Raw genomic sequence first — 24,767 nt, forward strand, 5'->3', positions numbered from 1 at the left:
GGTTTTGCTGTGGCAACCAGCTGTAGGGAACTTGTAATAGTAGCCGTTGTTGGCTGCTGTCATAGCTGACTTACACATCGGGCATGGTACTGACGTCAATTTGCGGTTGCGTTAGTTTCGCTGCGGGCAAACCGGCTTTTTGTAAATCAGTGGCAGATAACCAAAAATGGCCTTTACGTTCATTGACGATCTCGATAATCCCGGTGGCATACTGGTTACCCACTAACTCCAACCTATATTGCAAATTTTGTTGCTTGATTTTGCCAGTTGGTGGTGGCGGCAGTTCAGACCAGCTGTTATCCGCCGCTGTCGATAATAGCGGTATGGGTAAGGTAATCAGTAAGGTAATTAAGTTGGCTAATTTACCTGTTAAATGGGCAGTTTTCATCTTTACTGGTATAGCCCAGTGCTAGATGCTTGCCATAGTTGTTTATCGGTATTAATTTGTGCTGTTAGCCGTTGTGGCTGTTTAATTGTGGTGGGTAATGGCCAGATATAACTCGAGCCAGCTAATACATAACCAAACAGGCTATTCGCCAGCACAATGCGTTTTTTGCCTTGTTGCACCACCACCTGGCTTAAACGGGCATGGATCGGGCCTCGATTGGTAATTTTGATGGCTGGCTTGCCATTTAATCGGGTTAAGTGCCAACTGAGGTATTTTTGATCCAGTTGAATTGGGTCGCCTGAACCACGCAGATAGTTAATACCTTCACCATAAACAAACAGCGAAATGGAATAGCGCATCTGCATATTAATGCCAATCTTCGGCGCTGCTAATTGTTCTGGTTTCAATATTTCATCGGCTAATAAGCGGTAGGCAATCTCTTTGCCAGCCGGTACGGTAGCTTGTTTTATTAAGCGGATCAGCTGCTTCTGACCCGCTTCAATCCGCATAAAAGGTGGACTGGCGACGACATTTTGTTGATTACTATAGCGATCTTGGCCATCAATTTGTTGCCAGCCTATTACTCTGATTTGCATGGTGGTGGGCTCAGTACCCTTATTTTCGATCCAGAATTCAGTGGCATTATCATTAGCGGTTAAGACCGGATCCATTGGCCAAATCATGACATGGTTAGCAGATTGAGCTGAAGATGCGAAGAAGAGTAAGGTCAATAACCATAGTGTCGAAAAACAACATAAAGAGGGTTGCGAAACATTGATCATATAGTATTCCTCCATGATCACCAGGATAATGTTACGGTTAATACGTCAGTATAGTTACTTGATGGATTATTGGCGCCGTTAAATTGCAGCACGCCATAGATGGGTAAAATAATATTATTGCTATTGCTGTAACTAACAGAAACATTCTGATTGAGCGCAATCGGGATGGTGTGGGCACTATCAGCATAAAGTAGGTAAGGCAGTAGGGTAGCAAAACCGCTTTGTTTGACATTACGGCTGGTGGTGTAGTTGTTGCCACCATCAATACTCATGCTGAGTACAGTGCCGGGCGTACAGGCTAAAGTTAACGAGGTGTTGGGAGTTAAGCTAGCATTAATATTGCCATTAGTATTACTGGGATGAGTGCCAAAATCGAGGGTACCAAATAGCGTACCACCGGATACTATACAGCCAGGCGTAATAGTGGCAGCAACTTGGAATGTTTGGCTGGTAATGGCATGACGCGGTAGTGCGCCAAAAATAACTAACAATACAATAAAACAGGCTAAATAATCATCAAATAATAGCCATAAATAGTTGTTGCCAGACATATTTCATCCTGGAAAATAATATAAATTAATAATTTATAGTAATATTAACAACGTCAGTATAAGTTCCAGCTATAATACCCGCATTTGTGCCATTGCCTTGGATTAGGCCGTATAAGGTATAGGTACTGACCCCATTTGTTGGTCCTGATACAGGGATAATTGTGGTATTATTGGCAAGAGCAGTACCAGGAGTGGGTGAGGGATTAGTATCAAAAAGACCATAGAAAACGCCATGTGAATTACCTGTTAAATTGACATAACGAGCTGTCGAACCAATCTGTGTACCATGTGGAGTTGTCGGTGCGGTGTCATTACTACTGTTTAATACAGCGGAAAAAGTATCATTAGGCGGACACTGTACCGTAAATGTTGTGCCACTATTAGAAAGTTGGGTTATTAGTTGACTAAAAGTGGTGGGTTGGGTACCAAAATCCAGCGTTCCCAAGGGAACAGCCGAAGTTGCAGTTGAACCGTTAACAACACAGGAATTGGATAGGGTTAGGGTTACATTAACCGTTCCCGTTGTGGTTGCTACCAGAGCAGAATGAGAGGCTAACAAACAGCCGATAACAGAGAATAAACGTATACCTTTCATTATGGCTCCTTACTATGATGGCTACATAGCTGTTCAATTGTTTGCTAACAGCAATCATTTGTATTCATGGCTGACAGTAAATAGCTTTGTTATAGCAATTAAGTGTTATAACAAAAAGGAATTATTTTATTACCATGATTTTTAATTTGAGTATTGAGTAGAAATGCAAAACATGCCAATAAAATTATTGATTTTTTTAGCTAATTAATTTTTTTGACGCAACAGATTATTTTTATTAGGTAAACTTAAGTTATTATTTCACTCTGCTAATAAATAGTTATTCATTAATATAATATGCATTTTTTCTTAAATTCTGATTTATTCAACAAAGCCACAAAACAGATGATTGAACAAAAAACGACTGTCTCGTTAGATAATTTAGTCAATGATATCAACTACTATTTAGATGTTAATCAGTTAACATTAAATATTTCAGTGCCGCAAATTTCTTTAGTTAAATCGGAAATAGGTTATGTTGATCCAGTGAATTGGGACCATGGTGTCCCAGCAATTATTCTCTCTTATAATACCAATTATTATAACTATCAAGAGAAAAAAATCGTAAACAGAGTAATGAAGCTTTTTTTGCCAATTTAAATACCGGTATTAATTTAGGTGCCTGGCAATTTCGAGATGAATCCAGTTATTCTTACTATTCCAGTGGTGATCATAAATGGCAAAATAATACCCGCTACTTACGCCGTTCTTTCAGCGCTATATCTTCAAATTTGATGTTAGGTGATTTTTATTCCCCCTCTGCCTTGTTTAGTCGTATTCGTTTTAGAGGTGGAGCATTAACCACGGAAATGAATATGTTACCTAACTCCAGCCAAGAATTCACGCCGATTGTCAGAGGGGTTGCTCAAACCAATGCGTTAGTAAAAGTATATCAGAATGGAAATCTAATTTATCAAGAAACCGTTCCGCCTGGAGCGTTCGAGTTTAGTGATCTACGTGCAGCAGGAGGAGCGGGCGATCTTTCCGTTGTTGTGCAGGAAGCCGATGGCCGGCAAGAGTCTTTTACGGTGCCATTTTCAGCGGTACCTAATATGATGAAAGCGGGTGTTTATACTTACAGCATTTTGGCTGGGCAAGCAAAAATGACCAATACCCATTTCCAACCGAAATTTGCTCAAGCAGAAGCCTATTATGGTATCAATAATGTAGTCACCGTTTATACCGGCTTTATTGGTAGTCGTGATTATGCTGCTATTATACTTGGCAGTGGCTGGAATTTTCCGTTTGGTGCTGTTTCGGTTGATGCGACCCATGCTGCAGCTTATTTAGATACAGGAACCAAACGAGGACAAAGTTTTCGCTTGGCTTATAGTAAATTTTTATCAACCACCGCTACCAATCTGACTATAGCGGCCTATCGTTATTCAACGGGAGATTATTATAGTTTTGTTGATTCCATTTATGCCCATGATAATTATCAAGCATGGCTTAAATATCAAACGGGCTTTGTTGAATAAATCAGAATTAGCCGACAGGATGGCTCCCTCTGCTACAGCTGTTATCCGATCCTGACGCTGTGTGGCATACCCAACAACGTCATACGGTTCAGCGCTTTGACCATCGCCATTGCTTCACCTACCTGAGCCTCATAGTCACGCAGCCTCAGATGGCCACCCAGCAAAGTTTTTATGCGGAACATCGCTGTTTCTGCCACTGAACGCCGGTGATAACCCACTTTCTTTTTCCACATATCATTACTCCTGCTCAGACGCTGATTCGCCACCGCATGGTTACGTTCATGGTGCTTGTCCGGCCAGTATTTCGCTCCGCTTCGCGGCGGGATAAGGGGCCTGATTTTCTTTCTTAGCAACGCATCGTGGCAGTAACAGGCGTCATAAGCACCGTCTGCTGACACTTCCCTGATTTTCCGGTGGGTTTGGTTAATCAGGCCCGGCAGTGCCTGCGCATCTGTCGTTCCGCTGAGCGATAAGTCGGCACAGATAATCTCATGATTCACACTGTCTGCTGCCAGATGAAGCTTGCGCCACACTCTTCGTCTGTCAGCCCCATGCTGCCTGACTTTCCATTCACCTTCGCCAAAGACCTTCAGACCGGTACTGTCGATGACCAGATGCGAGATTTCACCACGCGTTGGCGTTTTTATGCTGATGTTGACGCTCTTTGCTCGTCTGCTGACCAGCGAGTAGTCCGGACAGCACAGCGGCAAAGACATGAGTTTAAAAATCGAATCAACGAAGCCCTGTAATGCCCGGAGCGACAGGTTAAACACACGCTTCATCATCAGGACAGTGGTAACAGCCATATCGCTGTAGTAAAGCGGCCGGCCACGACCTTCAGGCGAAGAACTGTCAGTCCATCCAGCGATGGCCGACTCATCAAGCCAGACCGTCAGGGAACCGCGTTGTCTGAGTGCCTTGTTGTACGCGGGCCAGTTGGTAATTTTAAACTTTTGCTTTGACATGGGGACCTGATGTTGAAACGAATTTAGCGATCAGCTCCGCCAATCACCTAAAAGTTCGATTTATTCAACAAAGCCAAGAAAATACTAAAGTTGCCGTTGAGGTTATTTTTCCGGCTGAAATATTATTCAGATCATAAGCGTAGTAATAAGCCGCCATGTCAATGGAAAACGAGGGAGCTAATGCACTGCCAACCGCAATATTAAAAATAGATGTCGCATTGCCTTGGACACTTTCACTGCTGGAAAATAGAATGGGTGATGATGTTTTATTCCTTTGCACAAGGCGAAACCCGACTCCTTTAGCACCTTGTTGAGTGGTATTTATTAACACTGTTTTATCGGCACTATGTAAATTATTGCTGGCCAAAAACATGGCAATATTTCGCGTCGTTTTATTGCCTGCTAAAAGATCGCTGCAGCTAAAATGGAGGGTAAAAGGCTAATAACCAGGCCGGTCAATATTTTTAATATCCCTGATACTAACGATAGGTAAATTAACCACTAATCCTTTATTTGAAAAATCACAGGTAGTGGCAATAGGATTATATTTAATAGTAATCGGTTGAAGAAAAATATCATTTTCATCAACCGGCCATTGCCAGATTAATAAAAATTCAACTAATTTTAGTACAATCCTAACTAACCACACCAAAATACCCAACGATGAAGCATCTGATACCAAGATAAAGGGTGAGATAACCACAGTATCACCAGCCACTTCAGTATAATTACCACTTTGTTTACTCTTCAATAATCTAAACTGTAAGGTGAAGTTAGTATTCAAATTCGATGCAGGATGGGTACCTCTAGCTAAGTTGGTTACGCGATCTTTTCCTAACGCAGTCATTGTAACCTGGACAAACTGCTTACCACCATGAAATCCTATTGTTGCTGTTAGACCATTAAATGGCGAAGCAATACCAATCGCATTAGGAAAAAATAGCCCTGGGGAGCTACAGGTAAATGTTCCTGGGAACGTGGTTTTATCCGTTTTTGCTACTACCATTGATGCACTACTAAAATAAGCCGATAAATCATAATATAAACTCGGCACTGTGATAGTGCTGTTGGGTTTACAATCGGCATAAACCAATTGACTGAAGGAACACGCTGATAATAATAAAAAATTTATTGCTAATTTATTCATCTTATTTTCCCTAGCTATTGGCAAATATTACGATTGATGTTCAAGGTATGAATGGGTTGCTGGATGGTACATTCTGTTTTACCTTCAATATTCAATTTGACATTCAATGATTGTGGTAACTGATCACTTTTTATATACAGCACACTTGACTGCCCAACATGACCAACAAATTCACCCTGACTATCAGTAACCTCGGTACCAAAAGGTAAATTGCTACCATCGGCAAAAGTCGCTTTTAACATATAAGTTTTTCGCTGATCGGTTTCTAATTTGATATGACTAACCGCTCCGTCATAGGGGATCACATGCGCTATATTGTCAGTAATTTCTGCACCTGAGGTCTGACTGGTATGAGAAAGGGTATAAATATTTGTACGATAAGGAGTGGCATTGGTTACTAATGCTAACCCCTGTTTATTGGTAAGCACCGTTCGATTATTATTAACGGTTAAATTTTCAGCCATTGGTGCTTCTAATACCGTTAATGTATTCGCTGTTTCACCGGAAGCAAGAATATGGTAGGGAAATACAACGATGGTTCCTCTGGCATTCAAACCTGACTGTCGAGAATTATTAGCCTCACTATATGAAGCACCAATCGTACTATAAGGGTTACGGTAATTTACACTACCACTAATTAAATTATTACCACCGGTCTGATTTGAAGCGGTTAACGTATAATCGATCAAATCATATTTACCCGCTGTCCCACTGACACTAATATTGGCCTGTTGATAGTTGGAATTTGTCAGGTAGACACCCGAATTTAGATAAGCGTTACGACCAAATAGATTAATTGGAACACTGGCGCTGAGGTAATAACTGGTTTCTTCTTTTTGATCGGTATTTCTTACCCGTGAAACTGATAAGTTATAGGTAATATTTTTATAATTATTTGAGTAACCTATTTGATATTCTCGACTGCTGCCGCCAACATTCCAATAGTTTCTCAGCGTACCAGCCAAAAAAATAACACCATTATCTTTCCCCCAATGCTGATTTAAATTTAAATTAAATGTATTTCTGGCACGGGCACCCCGTAAGGCATCAAAAGTTGCCAAATCTAAATCTGATGGATTATTTTCATTTCGATCATTAGGATTATTTTTAATCGTCGTTTGATAGGCTTTGTTGAATAAATCGAACTTTTAGGTGATTGGCGGAGCTGATCGCTAAATTCGTTTCAACATCAGGTCCCCATGTCAAAGCAAAAGTTTAAAATTACCAACTGGCCCGCGTACAACAAGGCACTCAGACAACGCGGTTCCCTGACGGTCTGGCTTGATGAGTCGGCCATCGCTGGATGGACTGACAGTTCTTCGCCTGAAGGTCGTGGCCGGCCGCTTTACTACAGCGATATGGCTGTTACCACTGTCCTGATGATGAAGCGTGTGTTTAACCTGTCGCTCCGGGCATTACAGGGCTTCGTTGATTCGATTTTTAAACTCATGTCTTTGCCGCTGTGCTGTCCGGACTACTCGCTGGTCAGCAGACGAGCAAAGAGCGTCAACATCAGCATAAAAACGCCAACGCGTGGTGAAATCTCGCATCTGGTCATCGACAGTACCGGTCTGAAGGTCTTTGGCGAAGGTGAATGGAAAGTCAGGCAGCATGGGGCTGACAGACGAAGAGTGTGGCGCAAGCTTCATCTGGCAGCAGACAGTGTGAATCATGAGATTATCTGTGCCGACTTATCGCTCAGCGGAACGACAGATGCGCAGGCACTGCCGGGCCTGATTAACCAAACCCACCGGAAAATCAGGGAAGTGTCAGCAGACGGTGCTTATGACGCCTGTTACTGCCAAGATGCGTTGCTAAGAAAGAAAATCAGGCCCCTTATCCCGCCGCGAAGCGGAGCGAAATACTGGCCGGACAAGTACCATGAACGTAACCATGCGGTGGCGAATCAGCGTCTGAGCAGGAGTAATGATATGTGGAAAAAGAAAGTGGGTTATCACCGGCGTTCAGTGGCAGAAACAGCGATGTTCCGCATAAAAACTTTGCTGGGTGGCCATCTGAGGCTGCGTGACTATGAGGCTCAGGTAGGTGAAGCAATGGCGATGGTCAAAGCGCTGAACCGTATGACGTTGTTGGGTATGCCACACAGCGTCAGGATCGGATAACAGCTGTAGCAGAGGGAGCCATCCTGTCGGCTAATTCTGATTTATTCAACAAAGCCGGTTCTTTAGTATCTGCTAATATAACAACTACAAAATCTAATGGCATAACGCAATTACAGCAATTAGCTGAACGTTATATTAAAAAAGTACCCCACCCAAATTGATTAAAAATAAATTAACTGATAACTAGATTAAATCCGTTATATATTAAAATAATATTATATTTATGTTAAAAATAAATATGATATATTTTGTTTGATTTTTATACAATTTTATCTGTTATTTAAACGGCCAAAGTTTGATTGTAATTTATAATTCTCCGGCTTTTCTTGCCGGCTTTCGCCCAGATGTATTTTTTGTTGCACTTCGTAATAGATTATTACTGGCAATATCAACTCGTGCTTGAAAGGGCGGAAATGGTAGCGTGATCCCATGTTGTGCAAAACCGATTAATATATTTTGATGAACTTCATGGCGGGCGGGCATTCTGTGCCCCATTTCTGCCGCATAAATACGTAATTCAAAGATTTGAATACCTTGTTGTAAATCAACTAGATATACTTCAGGTGCCGGGTTAGTTAAAATCATCGGTGTTTTCTCGGCGGCATTTAATAATATCTGACTGATCTCGGTACTATCTACATCAGCGGGCGCTGGAATGGTTAAAACAATACGAGTGATAGTATCGGATAACGACCAGTTAATAAATGGCTCGGTAATAAAGGCTTTATTAGGAACAATAATTTCTTTACAGATCCCAATCTGTTAAGGTTGTTGCTTTAGTATTGATTTTGGTAATACTGCCTGTTAAATCATGAATAGTGACGGTATCGCCTATACGAATTGGTTTCTCAAATAAGATCATTAAACCAGAAATGATATTGGCAAATATTTCTTGTAGCCCAAAGCCAAGTCCAACACCCATCGCGGCAATTAACCATTGTAGTTTTGACCACTCAATACCAAGCATGGAAAACCCGACTCAGCTACCTATAAGCGCAATAGTATATTTAGTCAAGGTGGTGATTGCATAGCCAGTTCCTGGAGTTAAATCAAGGTGTTGTAACAGGGCGAGTTCCAACAATGCCGGCAAATTTCTAATTAGTTGTGCTGTAATTATAATAATAAGAATAGTAATAAATAGTGAGCTGAGGGTGATCGGTTGAATGGTATATACACCATTTACCGTAGTAGTGACATTCCAAAGCCGGATATTTTCCAGAAAAGAGAATGCTGAGTGTAGCTCAGACCAAATTAAAATAAGTGAGACTAACGCTAACATAGTGAGAATAGAGCGCACAAGTCCCAGAGATTGCGCACTGATTGTATCTAAGTCAATCGCACTTTCTTCGATATCGACTAAGCCTTCGCCACTACTATTATTGTCACCTTCATCTTTTGCTCGCTGAGCGAGAATGTCAGCGCGACGCTGTTTTGCTCTTTCAAAAGCAATTTTACGCCGTTGGATAGACATCCAGCGGCGGATAATGTGATAAATGATCAGTAAGAAAAACCAGATTGTAACAGAGGTTTCCAGCCTGACTAAAAGTCCTTGAGATGTTGAAAGGTAACCTCAATAATGAGGCAACCGAAGAAAAAATTGGCGCTATAATCAATAATAACCACAATATATTGCTAATTGCATTCTCACCCGAGCCGTGGCGATCTAGATAAAGCGGTACGCCTACTCGTTTGAGGTTATGGGTAATCAAACTTAGCGCAATACACAGTAATAAGAAGCATAGTCTGCCTAAGCTTGGGGCAAATGCACGGTCGTTATAATATTCAAACGTAATCAAGGCCATCATCAATGGTACTATGACAAAAATTGATAATTGGTAGTAACGCATTGCCCTTTTTACGTTTTCTTCTGGCCAGCCAAAATGAGAAATAAACAATCCGTTTGGTAGTGCAAAAGTAGCACTAATCATAAAAACCCATAAAACCGGTGTTGTTGCTCTCACCCCAGAGCCAATAGCAGTGGCCATAGGGAATTGCCAGGCGCTTTGAAGGCCGTAACCAATCGCTGACCATAAAATAGGTAAAGGGAGTGCTATCAGAATAGACCAAAATACGGTTCGTAAGGTTAGCGCAAAGCGATCCTGGGTTACTTTACCAATACGTGTACTAGCGCGAAGAAGAAAATTATTATAATGCTGATGGGTACTAATGCTAAAAATGACGATAGCAACAGCAGCTAGCAGGTATAACAAACTATCCTGACTGGCGAAGATAACTCTAATTGCGCCAATGAGTTGAGATAATGTATCTAATGATAGTAAGCGAGTCAGATCTTTTACTATGGTAAGTGGATAGTTGAGACTTATAGGATCGGTATCCGCAATCGAGAACATATAGCGATGGGTCGCATCTTTGATATCTGTTAATGCATCGGTTAACTGGGTTGCCGCAACGTAAAGCTTGGTTAATTCCAATATTTCACTATTATAACCAGAAATTATTGAGCTTAATAATTCTTTCCGGGTTTGGATGAGTGAATCATAAATTTGCGTTTGTTCTGGCGTCAAATTTTTTCTGTCGGCTTGCTTTTCCTCGTTCTCTTTATTGTTGGAATCGAGATTTTCCAACATATCTTGATACTGAATGCGATCAACTCGTTTGTTGATGATTTCTCTGTCAATTTGCTGATTTTTGGGAATTTCTGGCAAATGGTATAACTGCACGAGTAATGCTTCACCTAAAGTAGTTGAACCGCTTAACCATTGGGCCTGTTCACGAATTGTCCCAAGCGCTTGACGAACGGTTAGTATATCACTGGAAGTCTGGCGTTGCCTGTGTTTAATATCATTTATTCTGTATGCTTGTTCATTAAGTCGTTGTGATAATTTACGATTTAGTTGCAATTGGGCTGTTAAAAATTTGGGAAGCTCTCCCCCTTGAGCAGCTAACATTTCAGTGTGTTTAAGTGCCAGTTGTGCTTTTTGTTGGCGCTGAAAGTTTAGATTATTTCGCAGTTGTTGAAGCTCTTGGTCGATTTGTTGATAACGTTTTTTAAAAAGCTCAATGCGTAAACGAGCAATTTCTTGGCGATTATTGGCTGAAAGCTGTGCTATTTCTAGTTCATTGGTTTTTGACTTTCTTGCCGTGACTTCTGTTTGTTCTAAGTTATATTGTGCTTCAGCTACAGGGAAAACCGGAACATGCAGAGACTGTAGTCTTACGGTAGAGTCAGAAAGCAGCCGGAGAGCTTCTAATAATTGTTGAGGCAATGTTACAAGAGAATCGCTAATTTCACGATTTCTATCTTGTTCTTGCTGAATTTGTTTGCCTTGCTGAAGTAATTGACTACTAGCCTGAACAATACGTTGCTCAAGTTCGAGGATAGTTATATTGGTTGGTATAGTAACTATTTTATTGCTTTCAATAAGAAATTGTTGCTGTAATTCTTTTATGATTTTGGGGAAATCATCAATTGCTGCTTGATAAGCGCGGGTTTTTTTCTCTGACTCTTGTGCCTCTGATAACCAATTTAGGGCAACTTGTAATGCCTGAATAATCTCTGCATTTTTTGAATTTTTATTTGCTTCAAGTTGCTTAATCTCTTTTTTAATTTGTATTTCATCAAGATTAATTGCTGCAAATGCAGGTATCGTGATGAAAAAGAGACTAAATAGAATGCCGACTATCAGGCGCACAATATGATTTCATCAGATAAAATTATTCAGATCCATCAATTAAATTTTGTCGATGGGTCTGTTCCTTAGTATTTGGATAAATTGATTCTGCTAATAATTCTCCTACTCGAGTGACGGATCCTTGCTCTAGAGTAGAATTGAGTTTGATATAGTTAGATTCAAACAAATTGATAACAGTTGAACCCAGTTTGAATTTTCCCATTTCTTCACCTTTTTTCATATAAACTGCACCTGTTTTATCTTTTTCTGGGTAAGTCCAACGTTTGATAATTCCTTCCCGTTGATTATTGACACAGCCACACCAGCTAGTATATATGCTGCTAACAATTGTTGCGCCTATTAGAATTTGAGCCATTTTTCCAAATGCTGTTTCAAAAATACAGATGAGACGTTCATTACGTGCGAAAAGATTAGGGACGTTTGTTGCAGTCAGTTGATTAACAGAAAAGAGATCACCAGGAACATAAATCATTTCAGTTAGCAAGCCATCACAAGGCATATGGACACGATGATAGTCACGTGGAGATAAGTAAGTAGTTACAAATAAACCATTTCGAAACTGCTCGGCCAGTATATAATTACCTGCTAACAATGCCGCTAAACTGTAAGAATGACCTTTAGCTTGTAGGATCTGATCATCTATAATTAATCCTAATTGGCTTATTACACCATCGGCTGGTAGAGCAAGTTGATTACTACCTGCAACAATAGGACGAATATTTTGTTTTAATGGGCGAGTAAAAAATTCATTAAAGGTAGAATAAGCGGAAAACTCACTTTCTTTGGCTTCTGCCATATCAACTTTATAAAACTTAGCAAAAAGCTTGATCATTAATTGGGTAAACTCAGCCGCTTTTTGATCCGCAAGCCAACCTGCTAATTGCGTTAGCCCTTGTTTTGGTAATAGATATTGTAATTTGATCTTTATTTTTTCCAGCACATTAACCTCTAATCTGATCCTAATGTTATTGGGTTGTAATCACAAAAAGATAGTTATTGTACCTATGCTTTTTATGAATTCCAGAATTATGTTTATAACTATTTATTATCTGTAAAAGATCCACGTGGTTTTATTTGTTCCATGCTTGCTAAAATTCGATGGTAATTTTCGAAACGTGAGTTTGCTATTTTTCCAGTGATTACAGCTTGTTGTAATGCACATCCAGGATCGTCTAAATGCTTGCAATCACGAAATTTGCAGTATCCCAAATATTGCCTGAATTCGACAAATCCTTTAGTTATTTGTTCCTTTGTTAGATGCCATAAGCCAAACTCACGGATGCCTGGTGAATCGATAAGATCACCTCCTTTGGCGAAGTGGTAAAGACGTGCCGTTGTTGTTGTATGTTGACCTAATCCTGAATTATCAGATACTTGGTTGATTAAGATTTTTTCTTCATTATCAGGTAATAAGTTATTAATCAAACTGGACTTACCAACACCAGATTGCCCGACAAAAATAGATATTTTTCCTATAAGGTTTTCAATAAGCGTATCTATTCCTTCATTAGTATGACTGGATAACTCTAAAACTACATAGCCAATGTTATGATAAAGTTTTATTGCTTTACTTATTTCTTTTCTGTTCTCTTTATTGAGTAGGTCAATTTTATTTAAAATAATCATTGGTGCAATATTAAGTGTTTCGCAGGCAACTAAATAACGATCAATAATATTTAATGATAATTGGGGTAAAATTGCTGAGACAATAATCGCTTTGTTGATATTAGCCGCGATAGGCTTGAGGCTGTCATAGTAATCGGGGCGAGTCAAGACCGATGTTCGTTCATAGACTGCTTCTATGACACCATTAACTTTTATATTAGATTGCTGATGTAGCGCAGGACGCCAAATAACACGATCACCGGTGACTAATGAGTGAATTGTTCGGCGAATATTACAGCGTTGAATGTCACCTTCATTTGTCTCGATATCTGCATGCTGACCAAAACGGCTAATAACTAACCCATCTTGGGAAATACCAAGCTGATTATCATCAATATCTTGCTGAGATTGTTTTTTTAGCTTAGTTTGATGGTTTGCATGTATTCGGCGTTGTTGGCCTTTGGTAAATTTCTTTTTAGCCACCTGACCTCACTAATTTTATTGGTTTGTTGATTGAATTCATTATCAAGAGTTATCGCAGTTGTGCTTTTAAGAAACTATCATACACTAAGTATTGCATGCTATCAGTTTAGAATGGAACCTAGGATATAACATGGTAAATAGTGAGAACAATTTGATATGGATAGATTTGGAAATGACGGGATTGGATCCGGAACAGGATCGTATCATTGAGATCGCAACAATTGTCACTGATTCCAATCTAACTATTTTATCCGAAGGGCCAGTGATTGCCATTCATCAATCAGAGCAACAGTTGTCACTTATGGATGAGTGGAATGTTAAAACTCATACTGAAAGTGGATTGATTGATAGAGTTAAATCTAGTCAATATGATGAAAAAAAAGCAGAATTAGACACAATTGCTTTTTTAGAAAAGTGGTTACCTGCGGGGGTTTCACCTATTTGTGGTAATAGTGTTGCTCAAGACCGTCGTTTTTTATTCAAATATATGCCTGAGTTGGAAAAATACTTTCATTACCGTTACTTAGATGTAAGTAGCTTAAAAGAGCTGTCGCGCCGTTGGAAGCCTGATATATTGGCCGGTTTTACGAAAAAAAATACCCATCAGGCTTTAGAAGATATAAAGGAATCTATTGCAGAATTAGCTTATTATCGTCAACACTTTATCAACCTTTAAATCGTGTTATGATCATGCTGATTATGAGCGATTTGCTGTTTTAATCAGCATTTAGATTGAAAATAGATTTTTTATGGTTAAAAGTACTTGTCTGTTTGATAATTTTTCGTATAATTCGCAACCCATAGTGATTGGTAATATTGTTGTTATAAATATGCGGGAATAGCTCAGTTGGTAGAGCACGACCTTGCCAAGGTCGGGGTCGCGAGTTCGAGTCTCGTTTCCCGCTCCAAATTCTTCTTTTATCATTATTAGCATAAAATTCTGTGATATAATTTATTGTTTCTTCTTATATTTTTTGTTCTTTCAGCTTATTAATTACTCAAAGTTTAGTGGCCAATTTATACCTATTGTGTTGATGAATTTTATTTTTCTGTTTTGGATTTTATTTCATTATAAGAATAAAATTTTTTGTTGCACTATGATAAAAACCGTCTATTTTTAAATAGGAGATTAGCTACTAAAAGAAGTGACAGTCTTGATTAATAGTCAACAATTATATAGCTAATAGAGATAGAATTTATTTGAAAAATCTGGCACATGGGACTTGCAAATCGTATCTGCTAGGCATAGAATTCCACTCCCCCAATTTTCAAGTAGATGTGATGTTACAGCATATACTTTTATCAGTGAAGTGAACAATGTGGTGTCATTCTTGGCAGGGAAATTATTTTAGTATTTAAAATGTATTGTAGGTGCATTGATGTTGTTATTTACATTAATCTTAGAAATTTTATGGCTAAAACTGCTACATTTTCTCAGTTAAAATGTTTTAATAACTTATTCATTTACAATTTAATTTTGGTTATGGCACACAGTGTCTATTTTGCTTTGTTGCACAGAGTTATCCACAGGCAAATGCGTTTTTCTATCGCTATTGATGCTTTTCTTTATCAATATCATTTAACTTATTGAAAATATTTAAAAAATATTTATATTTTTTGATAATCAATGCGGCTTTGTTGAATAAATCGAACTTTTAGGTGATTGGCGGAGCTGATCGCTAAATTCGTTTCAACATCAGGTCCCCATGGCAAAGCAAAAGTTTAAAATTACCAACTGGCCCGCGTACAACAAGGCACTCAGACAACGCGGTTCCCTGACGGTCTGGCTTGATGAGTCGGCCATCGCTGGATGGACTGACAGTTCTTCGCCTGAAGGTCGTGGCCGGCCGCTTTACTACAGCGATATGGCTGTTACCACTGTCCTGATGATGAAGCGTGTGTTTAACCTGTCGCTCCGGGCATTACAGGGCTTCGTTGATTCGATTTTTAAACTCATGTCTTTGCCGCTGTGCTGTCCGGACTACTCGCTGGTCAGCAGACGAGCAAAGAGCGTCAACATCAGCATAAAAACGCCAACGCGTGGTGAAATCTCGCATCTGGTCATCGACAGTACCGGTCTGAAGGTCTTTGGCGAAGGTGAATGGAAAGTCAGGCAGCATGGGGCTGACAGACGAAGAGTGTGGCGCAAGCTTCATCTGGCAGCAGACAGTGTGAATCATGAGATTATCTGTGCCGACTTATCGCTCAGCTGAACGACAGATGCGCAGGCACTGCCGGGCCTGATTAACCAAACCCACCGGAAAATCACGGAAGTGTCAGCAGACGGTGCTTATGACGCCTGTTACTGCCACGACGCGTTGCTAAGAAAGAAAATCAGGCCCCTTATCCCGCCGCGAAGCGGAGCGAAATACTGGCCGTACAAGTACCATGAACGTAACCATGCGGTGGCGAATCAGCATCTGAGCAGGAGTAATGATATGTGGAAAAAGAAAGTGGGTTATCACCGGCGTTCAGTGGCAGAAACAGCGATGTTCCGCATAAAAACTTTGCTGGGTGGCCATCTGAGGCTGCGTGACTATGAGGCTCAGGTAGGTGAAGCAATGGCGATGGTCAAAGCGCTGAACCGTATGACGTTGTTGGGTATGCCACACAGCGTCAGGATCGGATAACAGGTGTAGCAGAGGGAGCCATCCTGTCGGCTAATTCTGATTTATTCAACAAAGCCGATCAATGCATTTTTATTTTATGCACAAGTACAATTGAAGTATCTATTCTAGAAAATACTGATGTTAATAACCAGATATTGCGCGCAAGGCGCTATTATTATTTTGATAAGGTTTTTATTTATAATAAAAGTATCATTTTAACTATATATTTCAAGGTGTAACTACCTAAGGCAATATAATATTTTAATAGTGGATATTTACCTATGTCTCGATATATTGTAGCGCCTTCTTAGTGATGTAAAAAAGCTTCTCTCAACCAAATAATTTTAATCGTTTAAGACAATAATATTGCATAATAAACATTAATTTTTTGATATTAATAGAAATTTTTATATGTTTGTTTTTTATATAAATATGTACAAACCAAATGATAGAATATTGATAAAAGCAAGTAACTGAAAAAGATTAACTAGCTAAATAATAAGCATATGATGTAAGTTTTATTGATAAATATAACATTAAATATCGCTATAATATTCGGTAAGTAATAGTATTTTGTGATATATTTTATGAATTAAATTATTAGATAAAAAATTATAAAAAGTGGCAATATTTTCATGAAAGAACTTATATTATTGCTTGCTAATGAAAAGGCAACAATAACCTTAGGGCAGCGTTTAGCTCAGCTTTGTAAGCAGGGTTTTATTCTTTATTTATATGGAGACTTAGGTGCGGGGAAAACGACTTTTTGTCGTGGTTTTTTGCAAGGTTTAGGTTATCAAGGACATGTAAAAAGTCCAACCTACACTTTAGTTGAACCCTATTTGTTGACTCCTAATCCTGTTTATCATTTTGATTTATATCGTTTAACTGATCCTGAAGAGCTTGAATTTATGGGTATCCGTGACTATTTTGATTGGCAGGCTATATGTTTGGTGGAGTGGCCAAAAAAAGGTGAAGGGATGCTACCATGCGCTGATCTTGAACTCTACCTATCATATGACAATAATGGAAGACAAGCACGATTTGTCGCGTTATCAACATATGGGGAAATGTTATTAGAAAAATTGTCATAATAGGAATACTAATCATGATGAAGACTTCGATGATTAATATAATAAAAAGATGGCAAACTCATGTATTTCTTTTATTAATAACAATAATATTACTTAGCAACTTATTATTGTCTAATGCACAGTCTGCAACTTTATCCAATATTCGCGTCAATGATAATTTATCCGAGGCAAAAGTCACTTTACACTTTGCTGGCGGTAATCCAGAGTACCGCTTCTTTCCCCTTCATGAGCCTGAGCGTTTAGTTGTCGATTTTCGTCAATCTGATCAGGTATCTGGATTACCAATGAAGTTTATAAATAATAATTTGGTTAAAGGGATCCGTACTAGTCAGCCACCGAATAGTCAGTATCAACGTATTGTTATCGAATTGGCAAATGCAGTGAAAGCAAGTGCCGTGGCTGAACAAATAAATCATCGCTATCAAATAGTTTTGACCTTAAAGAATAATCGTGCTGAGGCATTGCAGCCTCAGACATCTCAGTCCGCAACTGAAGCAACCAATAAATTGCTATCAATTGATTCACAAGCTGAGAAAAAGTTAGCCAATAACTCACCAACTCCTTCAATATATAAAAATTTACCTAAAGGTACTCGGCAAGTTGTCGTGGCAATTGATGCGGGACATGGGGGTAAAGATCCAGGCGCAATTGTGCAAAATGGTCATCGTGAAAAAAATATAACAATGATAATTTCGTGTAAATTAGAGAGCCATTTAAAGACAGATCCAATGTTTAAGCCAGTGATGACCCGTAATGGCGATTATTTTATTTCTGTAGCGGGTCGTTCAGAAGTGGCACGAAAAAAAGCGGCTGATATGCTCGTTTCAATTCATGCTGATGCAGCACCTAATAATCGTGCCCGAGGTGCTTCTGTCTGGGTGCTTTCCAATCGAAGAGCGAATAGTGAATTGGGTAATTGGCTTGAACAACATGAAAAGCAATTTGAATTATTAGGTGGTGCCGGTGATGCGTTAGCAAATGGTGCAGATCCTTATCTTAGCCAAGCTGTTTTAGATTTACAATTTGGCAATTCCCAACGTGTAGGTTATGCTGTCGCGTTAAAAGTACTGAGAGAATTAAGTAAAATTGGTAATATCCATAAATATGATCCAGAACATGCCAGTCTTGGTGTACTTCGTTCTCCCGACATTCCATCTATTCTGGTAGAAACAGGTTTTATTAGTAATATTTCTGAAGAGCGCCTTTTAGTTTCTGACGATTATCAGGAAAGTTTGGCGGTAGCGATTCATCAAGGATTACGCAATTATTTTACCCAACACCCCTTACAAGCAGCGCCAAAATGATGGAATATGGCAGAGGTCATTATGTCAGCGATACAAATTCTTTCTCCTCAGTTAGCTAATCAAATTGCTGCGGGTGAAGTTGTTGAACGCCCATCATCGGTTGTGAAAGAGTTAGTCGAAAATAGTCTTGATGCTGGCGCCAGCCGTATTGATATTGAAATTGAGCGTGGTGGGGCAAAACTTATCCGTATCCATGACAATGGTAGTGGTATCGCCAAAGAAGATGTAACACTAGCGCTGGAGCGACACGCTACCAGCAAAATAGCCACGCTAGAAGATCTGGCCGCTATTATGAGTATGGGATTTAGAGGAGAAGCGCTGGCCAGTATTAGTTCGGTTTCTCGTTTAATACTAACTTCACGCGTCGAGACTCAGACAGAAGCCTGGCAAGCTTATGCTGAAGGGCGTGAGATGAATGTTACGCTAAAACCTGCTGCTCACCCAATAGGAACAACAGTTGAAGTTCTTGATCTGTTTTATAATACGCCGGCTCGACGTAAATTTTTACGTACAGAAAAAACCGAATTTAGCCATATTGATGAGATTGTACGTAGAATAGCTTTAGCACGTTTCGATGTTGTAATCAATTTGCATCATAATGGTAAATTAGTTAGCCAGTATCGTGCGACAAATAGTGAAGAGCAATATGAACGACGCTTAGCTGCTATTTGTGGTACTTCTTTTATACAAAATGCGCTGAAATTATGTTGGCAACATGGTGATTTAGCCATTAAAGGCTGGGTAACTAATCCCTATTTAGGTAAGGCCGCTGAAATTCAATATTGTTATGTTAATGGGCGCATAATGCGCGATCGATTAATCAATCATGCAATTCGTCAGGCCTATGCTGATCGTCTGCAAGAAGAACAGCAAGCGGCTTATGTGCTTTATTTAACCATTGATCCTCATCAGGTTGATGTTAATGTTCATCCAGCCAAACAGGAAGTTCGTTTTCACCAAGCTAGATTGGTTCATGATTTTATCTATCAGGGTGTGAACACGGTACTAAGCCAACAACACCAAAAACAATTTAATCAAGTCTCTGTTAGTTCAAACCAGGAAACTCATCTTGCTTCAGGATTACAAAATCGGTTAGCTGCGGGTGAAAATTTTTTTGCCTCAGATGATTCAAAGCAGCATTTAGTTATTAAAGAGCAAGAAGCACAAGTAATAACAGAATTAAGTGCCAGTAGCCAAATTTCGCCGTCTAAAACAGCATCATTTTCTTGTTACAATAATGGAAAAATAGCTAAAAAAATCTATAACAAAAAACAGGGTGAGCTTTATCAGCAATTGATGCAAAATGAACCAGCTAAACAAGAAAAAATCCCACTTTTTCCAGAGCGAGAATCGATAAAAACTGAAAAAATAGCAGTAAAATCTGTTGATATAGAAAAAAAAGATAAAAATTATACGTTTGGTAAAATACTAACAATTTATTCTAAAAATTTCGCATTTATTGAATCATCATTTGGAATAGGTTTGTTATCATTAGCGGAAGCTGAGCGATATTTAAAGCGAAGTCAATTAATTCCTACTGATAAAGAATTAAAATCTCAGCCCTTACTGATACCAATAAAGCTCGCATTAACAGAAAAGGAAATTGAAACTTTTTATCGAGTAAAGGTATTATTAAGTACCTTAGGTTTTGACATCAATATTTCTCATAACAAAGCAACAATTAGTGGTGTATCTTGTCCCTTGAGATCACAAAATTTAGCTGAGCTATTTCCAAAACTATTGAAATATCTTGCTCAAAACACTTCTTGTCAGTTGATGGAATTAGTTGTTTGGTTAGCAGATCATTTAGTAAATGAAAAACAAGTGTGGACGATTGCACAAGGGGTACAGTTATTAGCGGATCTGGAGCGGACTTACCCTAAATTAGTTAAAGAACCACCGAAAACATTACTACAGCTAATTGATTTTGAATCGGTGATAACGGCTTTAACTCATGAGTAAACAAATTTTTCAACATAAACCGCCAGCGATTTTTATCATGGGGCCAACGGCGTCAGGAAAGACAGCATTGGCAATGGCATTGCGTCAACAATTACCCGTTGAAATAATTAGTGTAGATTCTGCTTTAATTTATCGCGGTATGGATATAGGAACAGCGAAACCAACACGGGAAGAGCAACAAATTGATCCACACCGATTAATTGACATATTGGATCCTGCACAGTCTTATTCAGCCGCAGATTTTCGCCGTGATGCTTTATTAGAAATGGAAAAAATTGTCGCATCTGGCCGTATTCCCTTACTCGTTGGGGGGACTATGCTATATTTTAAAGCATTACTGGATGGGTTGTCACCCTTACCTTCTGCCGATGTCACAATTCGGGCAGAAATTGAAATGCAAGCGAAACAATTTGGTTGGGGTGCAATTCATAAACGTTTGCAAGCGGTTGATCCAATATCGGCAGCTAGAATCCATCCTAATGATCCTCAACGATTGTCTCGTGCCTTGGAGGTTTTCTTAGTTTCCGGGAAGAGTCTGACAGAATTAACTGAAATTGTAGAGGCAGAATTACCTTATAATGTGTTACAGTTTGAGATTTCACCGCAAGATCGTAAAATTCTCCACCAACGTATTGAGATCCGCTTCCTGCAAATGTTGAAGACGGGTTTTGAGGATGAAGTTAGCGCTCTTTATGCTAGATGGGATCTCCATGGGGATCTACCCGCTATACGTTCTGTTGGTTATCGTCAGATGTGGTCATATTTGTCTGGTGAAATCAGCTATGATGAAATGGTTTATCGTGGTATATGTGCAACACGTCAATTGGCTAAACGTCAAATTACATGGTTAAGAGGATGGAAAAACGTGCATCGACTCGATAGCGATGATATTAAGGGAATTCTTAACACAATATTGCATGTTATTAGTGTATAGGTTTGCTATTTATGTACAATTGGTGGTAAAGGCACAATTTTTTGAGTAGTTAATTTTTTCGAACCATAAAGGTTCTTAGTTAAAAACAACAAAATAAGGAAAATAGAGAATGGCTAAGGGGCAATCTTTGCAAGATCCGTTCCTAAACGCGTTACGTCGTGAAAGGGTTCCGGTTTCCATTTATTTGGTCAATGGCATCAAATTACAAGGTCAAATCGAATCATTTGATCAATTTGTTATTTTACTGAAAAACACAGTAAGCCAAATGGTATATAAGCATGCTATTTCTACTGTAGTACCTTCTCGTCCTGTATCTCACCATAGTAATCAAGGGGGTAATACAGGCTTAGGTAATTACAATACAGGTAATGTGGCAGTTCCACAGGATAGTGATGCGACTGAATAATTCAGTTAATTATCTGAACACAAAAGTACAGGTAAAGTTCCTTTTACCTGTACTTTGCCTGTTTGATATTTTTTAAGTCTAAGGAGTTGTGCTTTTGTTTGATAGACATGAAGGTGGGGAATTAGCTGTTCTTGTGCATGTTTTTTTCTCTAATGAAAAAGATACTGAAAACCTGATTGAATTTGAATCATTAGTCATCTCTGCGGGCATTAAGCCAGTACAGATAATCACAGGAAATCGCAAATCACCGCAGGCTAAATATTTTGTTGGTGAGGGTAAAGCGGAAGAAATTGCTGCAGCTATTAAAGACAGTAATGCCGATGTGGTTCTTTTTTATCATACGTTAAGCCCTGCACAGGAAAGAAATCTTGAACGATTATGTCAGTGCCGAGTTATTGATCGTACAGGTTTAATTTTAGATATATTTGCACAGCTCGCACGTACACATGAAGGTAAACTACAAGTTGAATTAGCTCAGTTAAGGCATATTTCTACCCGTTTGGTACGTGGCTGGACTCACCTTGAACGACAGAAAGGAGGGATCGGCTTACGTGGACCTGGTGAAACGCAACTTGAAACGGATCGTCGATTGATCCGCGGTAAAATTCGACAAATTCTTTCTCGGTTGGCTAAGGTAGAAAAGCAGAGAGAGCAGGGTAGACAAGCTAGAAGTAAAGCGGGTATTCCCACCATATCATTGGTAGGTTACACTAATGCCGGTAAGTCTAGTCTGTTTAATCAAATGACAAAGTCTGAAGTATATGCAGCAGATCAATTATTTGCTACGTTAGATCCTACATTAAGGCGTATTGATATTGATGATGTTGGAGTGATAGTGTTGGCTGATACTGTAGGTTTTATTCGCCATCTACCTCACGATCTGGTTGCTGCATTTAAAGCAACATTGCAGGAAACACGCGAAGCCAGTTTATTATTACATGTTGTCGATGCTGCGGATAACCGTATGGAAGAAAATATCCGCGCAGTTGAAAGTTTACTAGAAGAAATTGAGGCTAATGAAATTCCAGCGCTGTTAGTCATGAATAAAATTGACATGTTGAATGGATTTACTCCCCGTATTTATCGCGATGAGAATAATGTCCCTATTCGGGTCGGGCTCTCGGCTCAAACTGGTGAAGGGATTCCATTATTATTACAGGCGCTGACAGAACGCCTTTCTGGTGAAATTGCACACTATGAATTGCGTTTACCGCCAGAAGCGGGTCGTTTGCGCAGTCGGTTCTATCAACTTCAGGCAATCGAATATGAAGAAATGGATAAAGATGGCAGTATCATGCTTGAAGTGAAGCTGCCCATTGTTGACTGGCAAAGACTTTGCAAGCAAGAACAACCTTTACTTGAGTACATTGTTAAGTCAACACATTAAATGTGGTCAATAAATTGAACAAATTAAGAGTAAAATATTTTGCTCTTAGCCCTGAAAAACCAATCATAACGAATGGAGCTATAACATGGCGTGGAATCAGCCCGGTAATAACGGACAGGACCGCGACCCGTGGGGAAGCAGCAATAGCGGCAACTCCAGTGGTAATAAAGGTAATCGGAAAAAGGGAACAACTGATCTTGACGATCTGTTCCGCAAGTTGAGTCGCAAACTTGGTGGTTTAGGTGGTAATAATAAAGGTAAAAATGGTTCGAGTAATCAAAATGGCGTAAATATAAACGGCCGTTTTATCGTATTTATTATCGCAGCAGTTGTGATTATTTGGGCTTCAAGTGGTTTTTATACGATAAAAGAGAGTGATCGTGGCGTCATTTTCCGTTTTGGTAAATATAGCCATACTGTTGAACCGGGTTTAAATTGGAAACCAAATTTTATTGAAAAAGTGATTCCGATTAATGTTGAAACCATTCGTGAACAAGCGACTAATGGTATGATGTTAACTTCGGATGAAAATGTTATTCAAGTAGAAATGAACGTCCAGTATCGCGTAACAGATCCGGCTCAATATTTATTTAATGTTACTAACCCGGATAACAGTTTACGTCAGGCAATAGATAGCGCAGTACGTGGAATTATTGGCCAATCAGCAATGGAACAGGTGTTAACGACGAAACGTGCCTTTATCCGTGATGAAACACAAAAAGAGTTAGAAAATACGATAAGACCTTATAATATGGGTATAACGATATTAGATGTTAACTTCCAGGCTGCTCGTCCACCTGAAGCGGTTAAAGCCGCATTTGATGATGTTATTGCAGCGCGAGAAGAAGAACAGAAGACCATTCGTGAAGCGCAAGCTTATCGTAATGAAGTTTTGCCATTAGCGAAAGGTAATGCGCAGAAATTGATTGAAGAAGCAACAGCTTATAAATCAAGTGTGGTTTTCAAGGCGGAAGGTGAAGTCGCTAGCTTTGCCAAAATTTTGCCAGAATATCGAGCTGCTCCTCAAATCACTCGAGAACGTTTATATATTGAGACAATGGAACGAGTACTAAGTAATACGCGTAAGGTTATTGTTAACGACAAGAGCAATAGTATGTTAGTGTTGCCGTTAGAGCAGATTTTACGCAGTGGAACCAAAGATAAAGCAGCATATATACAAAAAATAGCACCACCAAAAGTTATTCAGCAATCAGATATTTCTACTGAATCGCCTTATTCATATAGCTATGGTACGCGGGATAATGCTCGGGACAGTAATTCAACTCGTGTAGGGAGACAATAAT

21 protein-coding genes, 1 tRNA gene and 3 pseudogenes are annotated in these 24,767 nt (G+C 39.3%); 14 read left to right on the plus strand and 11 right to left on the minus strand.

What is annotated here, in order from left to right; translation table 11 throughout:
• Nucleotides 1-70 precede the first annotated feature (70 nt).
• The 4 genes from E3U36_RS12620 to E3U36_RS06955 are packed head-to-tail and all read right to left on the minus strand — an operon-like array spanning nucleotide 71 to nucleotide 2,316.
• A complete protein-coding gene (locus E3U36_RS12620; protein ID WP_238337412.1) occupies nucleotides 71-388 on the minus strand; it encodes a hypothetical protein in 318 nt (105 codons plus the stop codon).
• A gap of 2 nt (nucleotides 389-390) precedes the next feature.
• Entirely contained in the window at nucleotides 391-1,170 is a 780-nt protein-coding gene (locus E3U36_RS06945; protein ID WP_180815977.1) for a fimbrial biogenesis chaperone, read from the minus strand.
• Between the two features lie 17 nt (nucleotides 1,171-1,187).
• The gene (locus E3U36_RS06950; protein WP_180815978.1) at nucleotides 1,188-1,721 is read right to left on the minus strand and encodes a Csu type fimbrial protein; all 534 of its coding nucleotides are present in this window, start codon (nucleotides 1,719-1,721) and stop codon (nucleotides 1,188-1,190) included.
• Between the two features lie 25 nt (nucleotides 1,722-1,746).
• A complete protein-coding gene (locus E3U36_RS06955; protein ID WP_180815980.1) occupies nucleotides 1,747-2,316 on the minus strand; it encodes a spore coat protein U domain-containing protein in 570 nt (189 codons plus the stop codon).
• Nucleotides 2,317-2,658: 342 nt separating this feature from the next.
• Between E3U36_RS06955 and E3U36_RS12625 the strand changes: the two genes are divergently transcribed.
• Both E3U36_RS12625 and E3U36_RS06960 read left to right on the plus strand, forming a co-directional pair.
• On the plus strand, nucleotides 2,659-2,913 hold the full coding sequence (locus E3U36_RS12625) for a FimD/PapC N-terminal domain-containing protein (RefSeq protein WP_238337413.1): 255 nt from the start codon (nucleotides 2,659-2,661) through the stop codon (nucleotides 2,911-2,913).
• A gap of 8 nt (nucleotides 2,914-2,921) precedes the next feature.
• Nucleotides 2,922-3,791, plus strand: a complete 870-nt coding sequence (locus tag E3U36_RS06960) for a fimbria/pilus outer membrane usher protein (protein WP_238337553.1) — start codon at nucleotides 2,922-2,924, stop codon at nucleotides 3,789-3,791.
• A gap of 41 nt (nucleotides 3,792-3,832) precedes the next feature.
• Here the strand turns inward: E3U36_RS06960 and E3U36_RS06965 are convergent, their stop codons facing one another.
• Nucleotides 3,833-4,756: an IS5 family transposase gene (locus E3U36_RS06965; RefSeq protein WP_180815982.1), complete on the minus strand. Its 924-nt coding sequence runs from the start codon at nucleotides 4,754-4,756 to the stop codon at nucleotides 3,833-3,835.
• On the opposite strand from E3U36_RS06965, the gene E3U36_RS12630 reads away from it, so the two are divergent.
• Nucleotides 4,750-4,893: a hypothetical protein gene (locus E3U36_RS12630; RefSeq protein WP_238337414.1), complete on the plus strand. Its 144-nt coding sequence runs from the start codon at nucleotides 4,750-4,752 to the stop codon at nucleotides 4,891-4,893. The two genes, E3U36_RS06965 and E3U36_RS12630, sit on opposite strands and share 7 nt — an antisense overlap.
• On the opposite strand, the pseudogene E3U36_RS12635 reads toward E3U36_RS12630, so the two are convergent.
• The 3 genes and pseudogenes from E3U36_RS12635 to E3U36_RS06975 all read right to left on the minus strand — a co-directional run.
• A pseudogene (locus tag E3U36_RS12635) lies at nucleotides 4,893-5,135 on the minus strand (fimbrial protein); the annotation flags it as partial. The gene E3U36_RS12630 and the pseudogene E3U36_RS12635 sit on opposite strands and share 1 nt — an antisense overlap.
• Nucleotides 5,136-5,195: 60 nt before the next feature.
• Nucleotides 5,196-5,903: a fimbrial protein gene (locus E3U36_RS06970; RefSeq protein ID WP_238337415.1), complete on the minus strand. Its 708-nt coding sequence runs from the start codon at nucleotides 5,901-5,903 to the stop codon at nucleotides 5,196-5,198.
• Between the two features lie 14 nt (nucleotides 5,904-5,917).
• A complete protein-coding gene (locus tag E3U36_RS06975) occupies nucleotides 5,918-6,964 on the minus strand; it encodes a fimbria/pilus outer membrane usher protein (RefSeq protein WP_180815983.1) in 1,047 nt (348 codons plus the stop codon).
• A gap of 138 nt (nucleotides 6,965-7,102) precedes the next feature.
• Here E3U36_RS06975 and E3U36_RS06980 point away from each other — a divergent pair, with 138 nt between their 5' ends.
• A complete protein-coding gene (locus E3U36_RS06980; RefSeq protein WP_180815985.1) occupies nucleotides 7,103-8,026 on the plus strand; it encodes an IS5 family transposase in 924 nt (307 codons plus the stop codon).
• Between the two features lie 306 nt (nucleotides 8,027-8,332).
• Here E3U36_RS06980 and mscM read toward each other — a convergent pair.
• From mscM to rsgA, 3 genes and pseudogenes are all read right to left on the minus strand, one after another.
• Nucleotides 8,333-11,679: pseudogene (gene mscM / locus E3U36_RS06985) on the minus strand (miniconductance mechanosensitive channel MscM).
• 22 nt (nucleotides 11,680-11,701) lie between these two features.
• Nucleotides 11,702-12,619: an archaetidylserine decarboxylase gene (gene asd / locus E3U36_RS06990; RefSeq protein WP_180815986.1), complete on the minus strand. Its 918-nt coding sequence runs from the start codon at nucleotides 12,617-12,619 to the stop codon at nucleotides 11,702-11,704.
• A gap of 98 nt (nucleotides 12,620-12,717) precedes the next feature.
• Nucleotides 12,718-13,767, minus strand: a complete 1,050-nt coding sequence (gene rsgA, locus E3U36_RS06995; protein ID WP_180815988.1) for a small ribosomal subunit biogenesis GTPase RsgA — start codon at nucleotides 13,765-13,767, stop codon at nucleotides 12,718-12,720.
• 130 nt (nucleotides 13,768-13,897) lie between these two features.
• Here rsgA and orn point away from each other — a divergent pair, with 130 nt between their 5' ends.
• The 10 genes and pseudogenes from orn (at nucleotide 13,898) to hflK (ending at nucleotide 24,766) form a co-directional block, all read left to right on the plus strand.
• On the plus strand, nucleotides 13,898-14,443 hold the full coding sequence (gene orn, locus E3U36_RS07000; RefSeq protein WP_180815990.1) for an oligoribonuclease: 546 nt from the start codon (nucleotides 13,898-13,900) through the stop codon (nucleotides 14,441-14,443).
• Between the two features lie 156 nt (nucleotides 14,444-14,599).
• Nucleotides 14,600-14,675 (plus strand) — tRNA-Gly (locus E3U36_RS07005).
• Between the two features lie 798 nt (nucleotides 14,676-15,473).
• Nucleotides 15,474-16,397: pseudogene (locus E3U36_RS07010) on the plus strand (IS5 family transposase).
• 614 nt (nucleotides 16,398-17,011) lie between these two features.
• Nucleotides 17,012-17,470 (plus strand): tRNA (adenosine(37)-N6)-threonylcarbamoyltransferase complex ATPase subunit type 1 TsaE, encoded by a 459-nt coding sequence (gene tsaE, locus E3U36_RS07015; protein ID WP_032114355.1) that lies wholly within the window; start codon nucleotides 17,012-17,014, stop codon nucleotides 17,468-17,470.
• A 14-nt stretch (nucleotides 17,471-17,484) separates the two neighbouring features.
• Nucleotides 17,485-18,774 (plus strand): N-acetylmuramoyl-L-alanine amidase, encoded by a 1,290-nt coding sequence (locus tag E3U36_RS07020; protein ID WP_180815992.1) that lies wholly within the window; start codon nucleotides 17,485-17,487, stop codon nucleotides 18,772-18,774.
• Nucleotides 18,775-18,780: 6 nt separating this feature from the next.
• Entirely contained in the window at nucleotides 18,781-20,736 is a 1,956-nt protein-coding gene (mutL, locus tag E3U36_RS07025; protein WP_238337416.1) for a DNA mismatch repair endonuclease MutL, read from the plus strand.
• Complete coding sequence (miaA, locus tag E3U36_RS07030; RefSeq protein ID WP_180815994.1) at nucleotides 20,729-21,670, plus strand: tRNA (adenosine(37)-N6)-dimethylallyltransferase MiaA; 942 nt, start codon at nucleotides 20,729-20,731, stop codon at nucleotides 21,668-21,670. Before mutL ends, miaA begins: the two co-directional genes overlap by 8 nt.
• Before the next feature lie 109 nt (nucleotides 21,671-21,779).
• Entirely contained in the window at nucleotides 21,780-22,076 is a 297-nt protein-coding gene (gene hfq / locus E3U36_RS07035) for an RNA chaperone Hfq (RefSeq protein WP_026821863.1), read from the plus strand.
• A 94-nt stretch (nucleotides 22,077-22,170) separates the two neighbouring features.
• Nucleotides 22,171-23,463, plus strand: a complete 1,293-nt coding sequence (gene hflX / locus E3U36_RS07040) for a ribosome rescue GTPase HflX (RefSeq protein WP_180815995.1) — start codon at nucleotides 22,171-22,173, stop codon at nucleotides 23,461-23,463.
• Nucleotides 23,464-23,548: 85 nt separating this feature from the next.
• Nucleotides 23,549-24,766: an FtsH protease activity modulator HflK gene (gene hflK, locus E3U36_RS07045; protein WP_180815997.1), complete on the plus strand. Its 1,218-nt coding sequence runs from the start codon at nucleotides 23,549-23,551 to the stop codon at nucleotides 24,764-24,766.
• Nucleotide 24,767 lies beyond the last annotated feature (1 nt).

Origin of the sequence: Arsenophonus endosymbiont of Aphis craccivora (genome assembly GCF_013460135.1) — a bacterium.
Lineage (GTDB): Bacteria > Pseudomonadota > Gammaproteobacteria > Enterobacterales > Enterobacteriaceae > Arsenophonus > Arsenophonus nilaparvatae.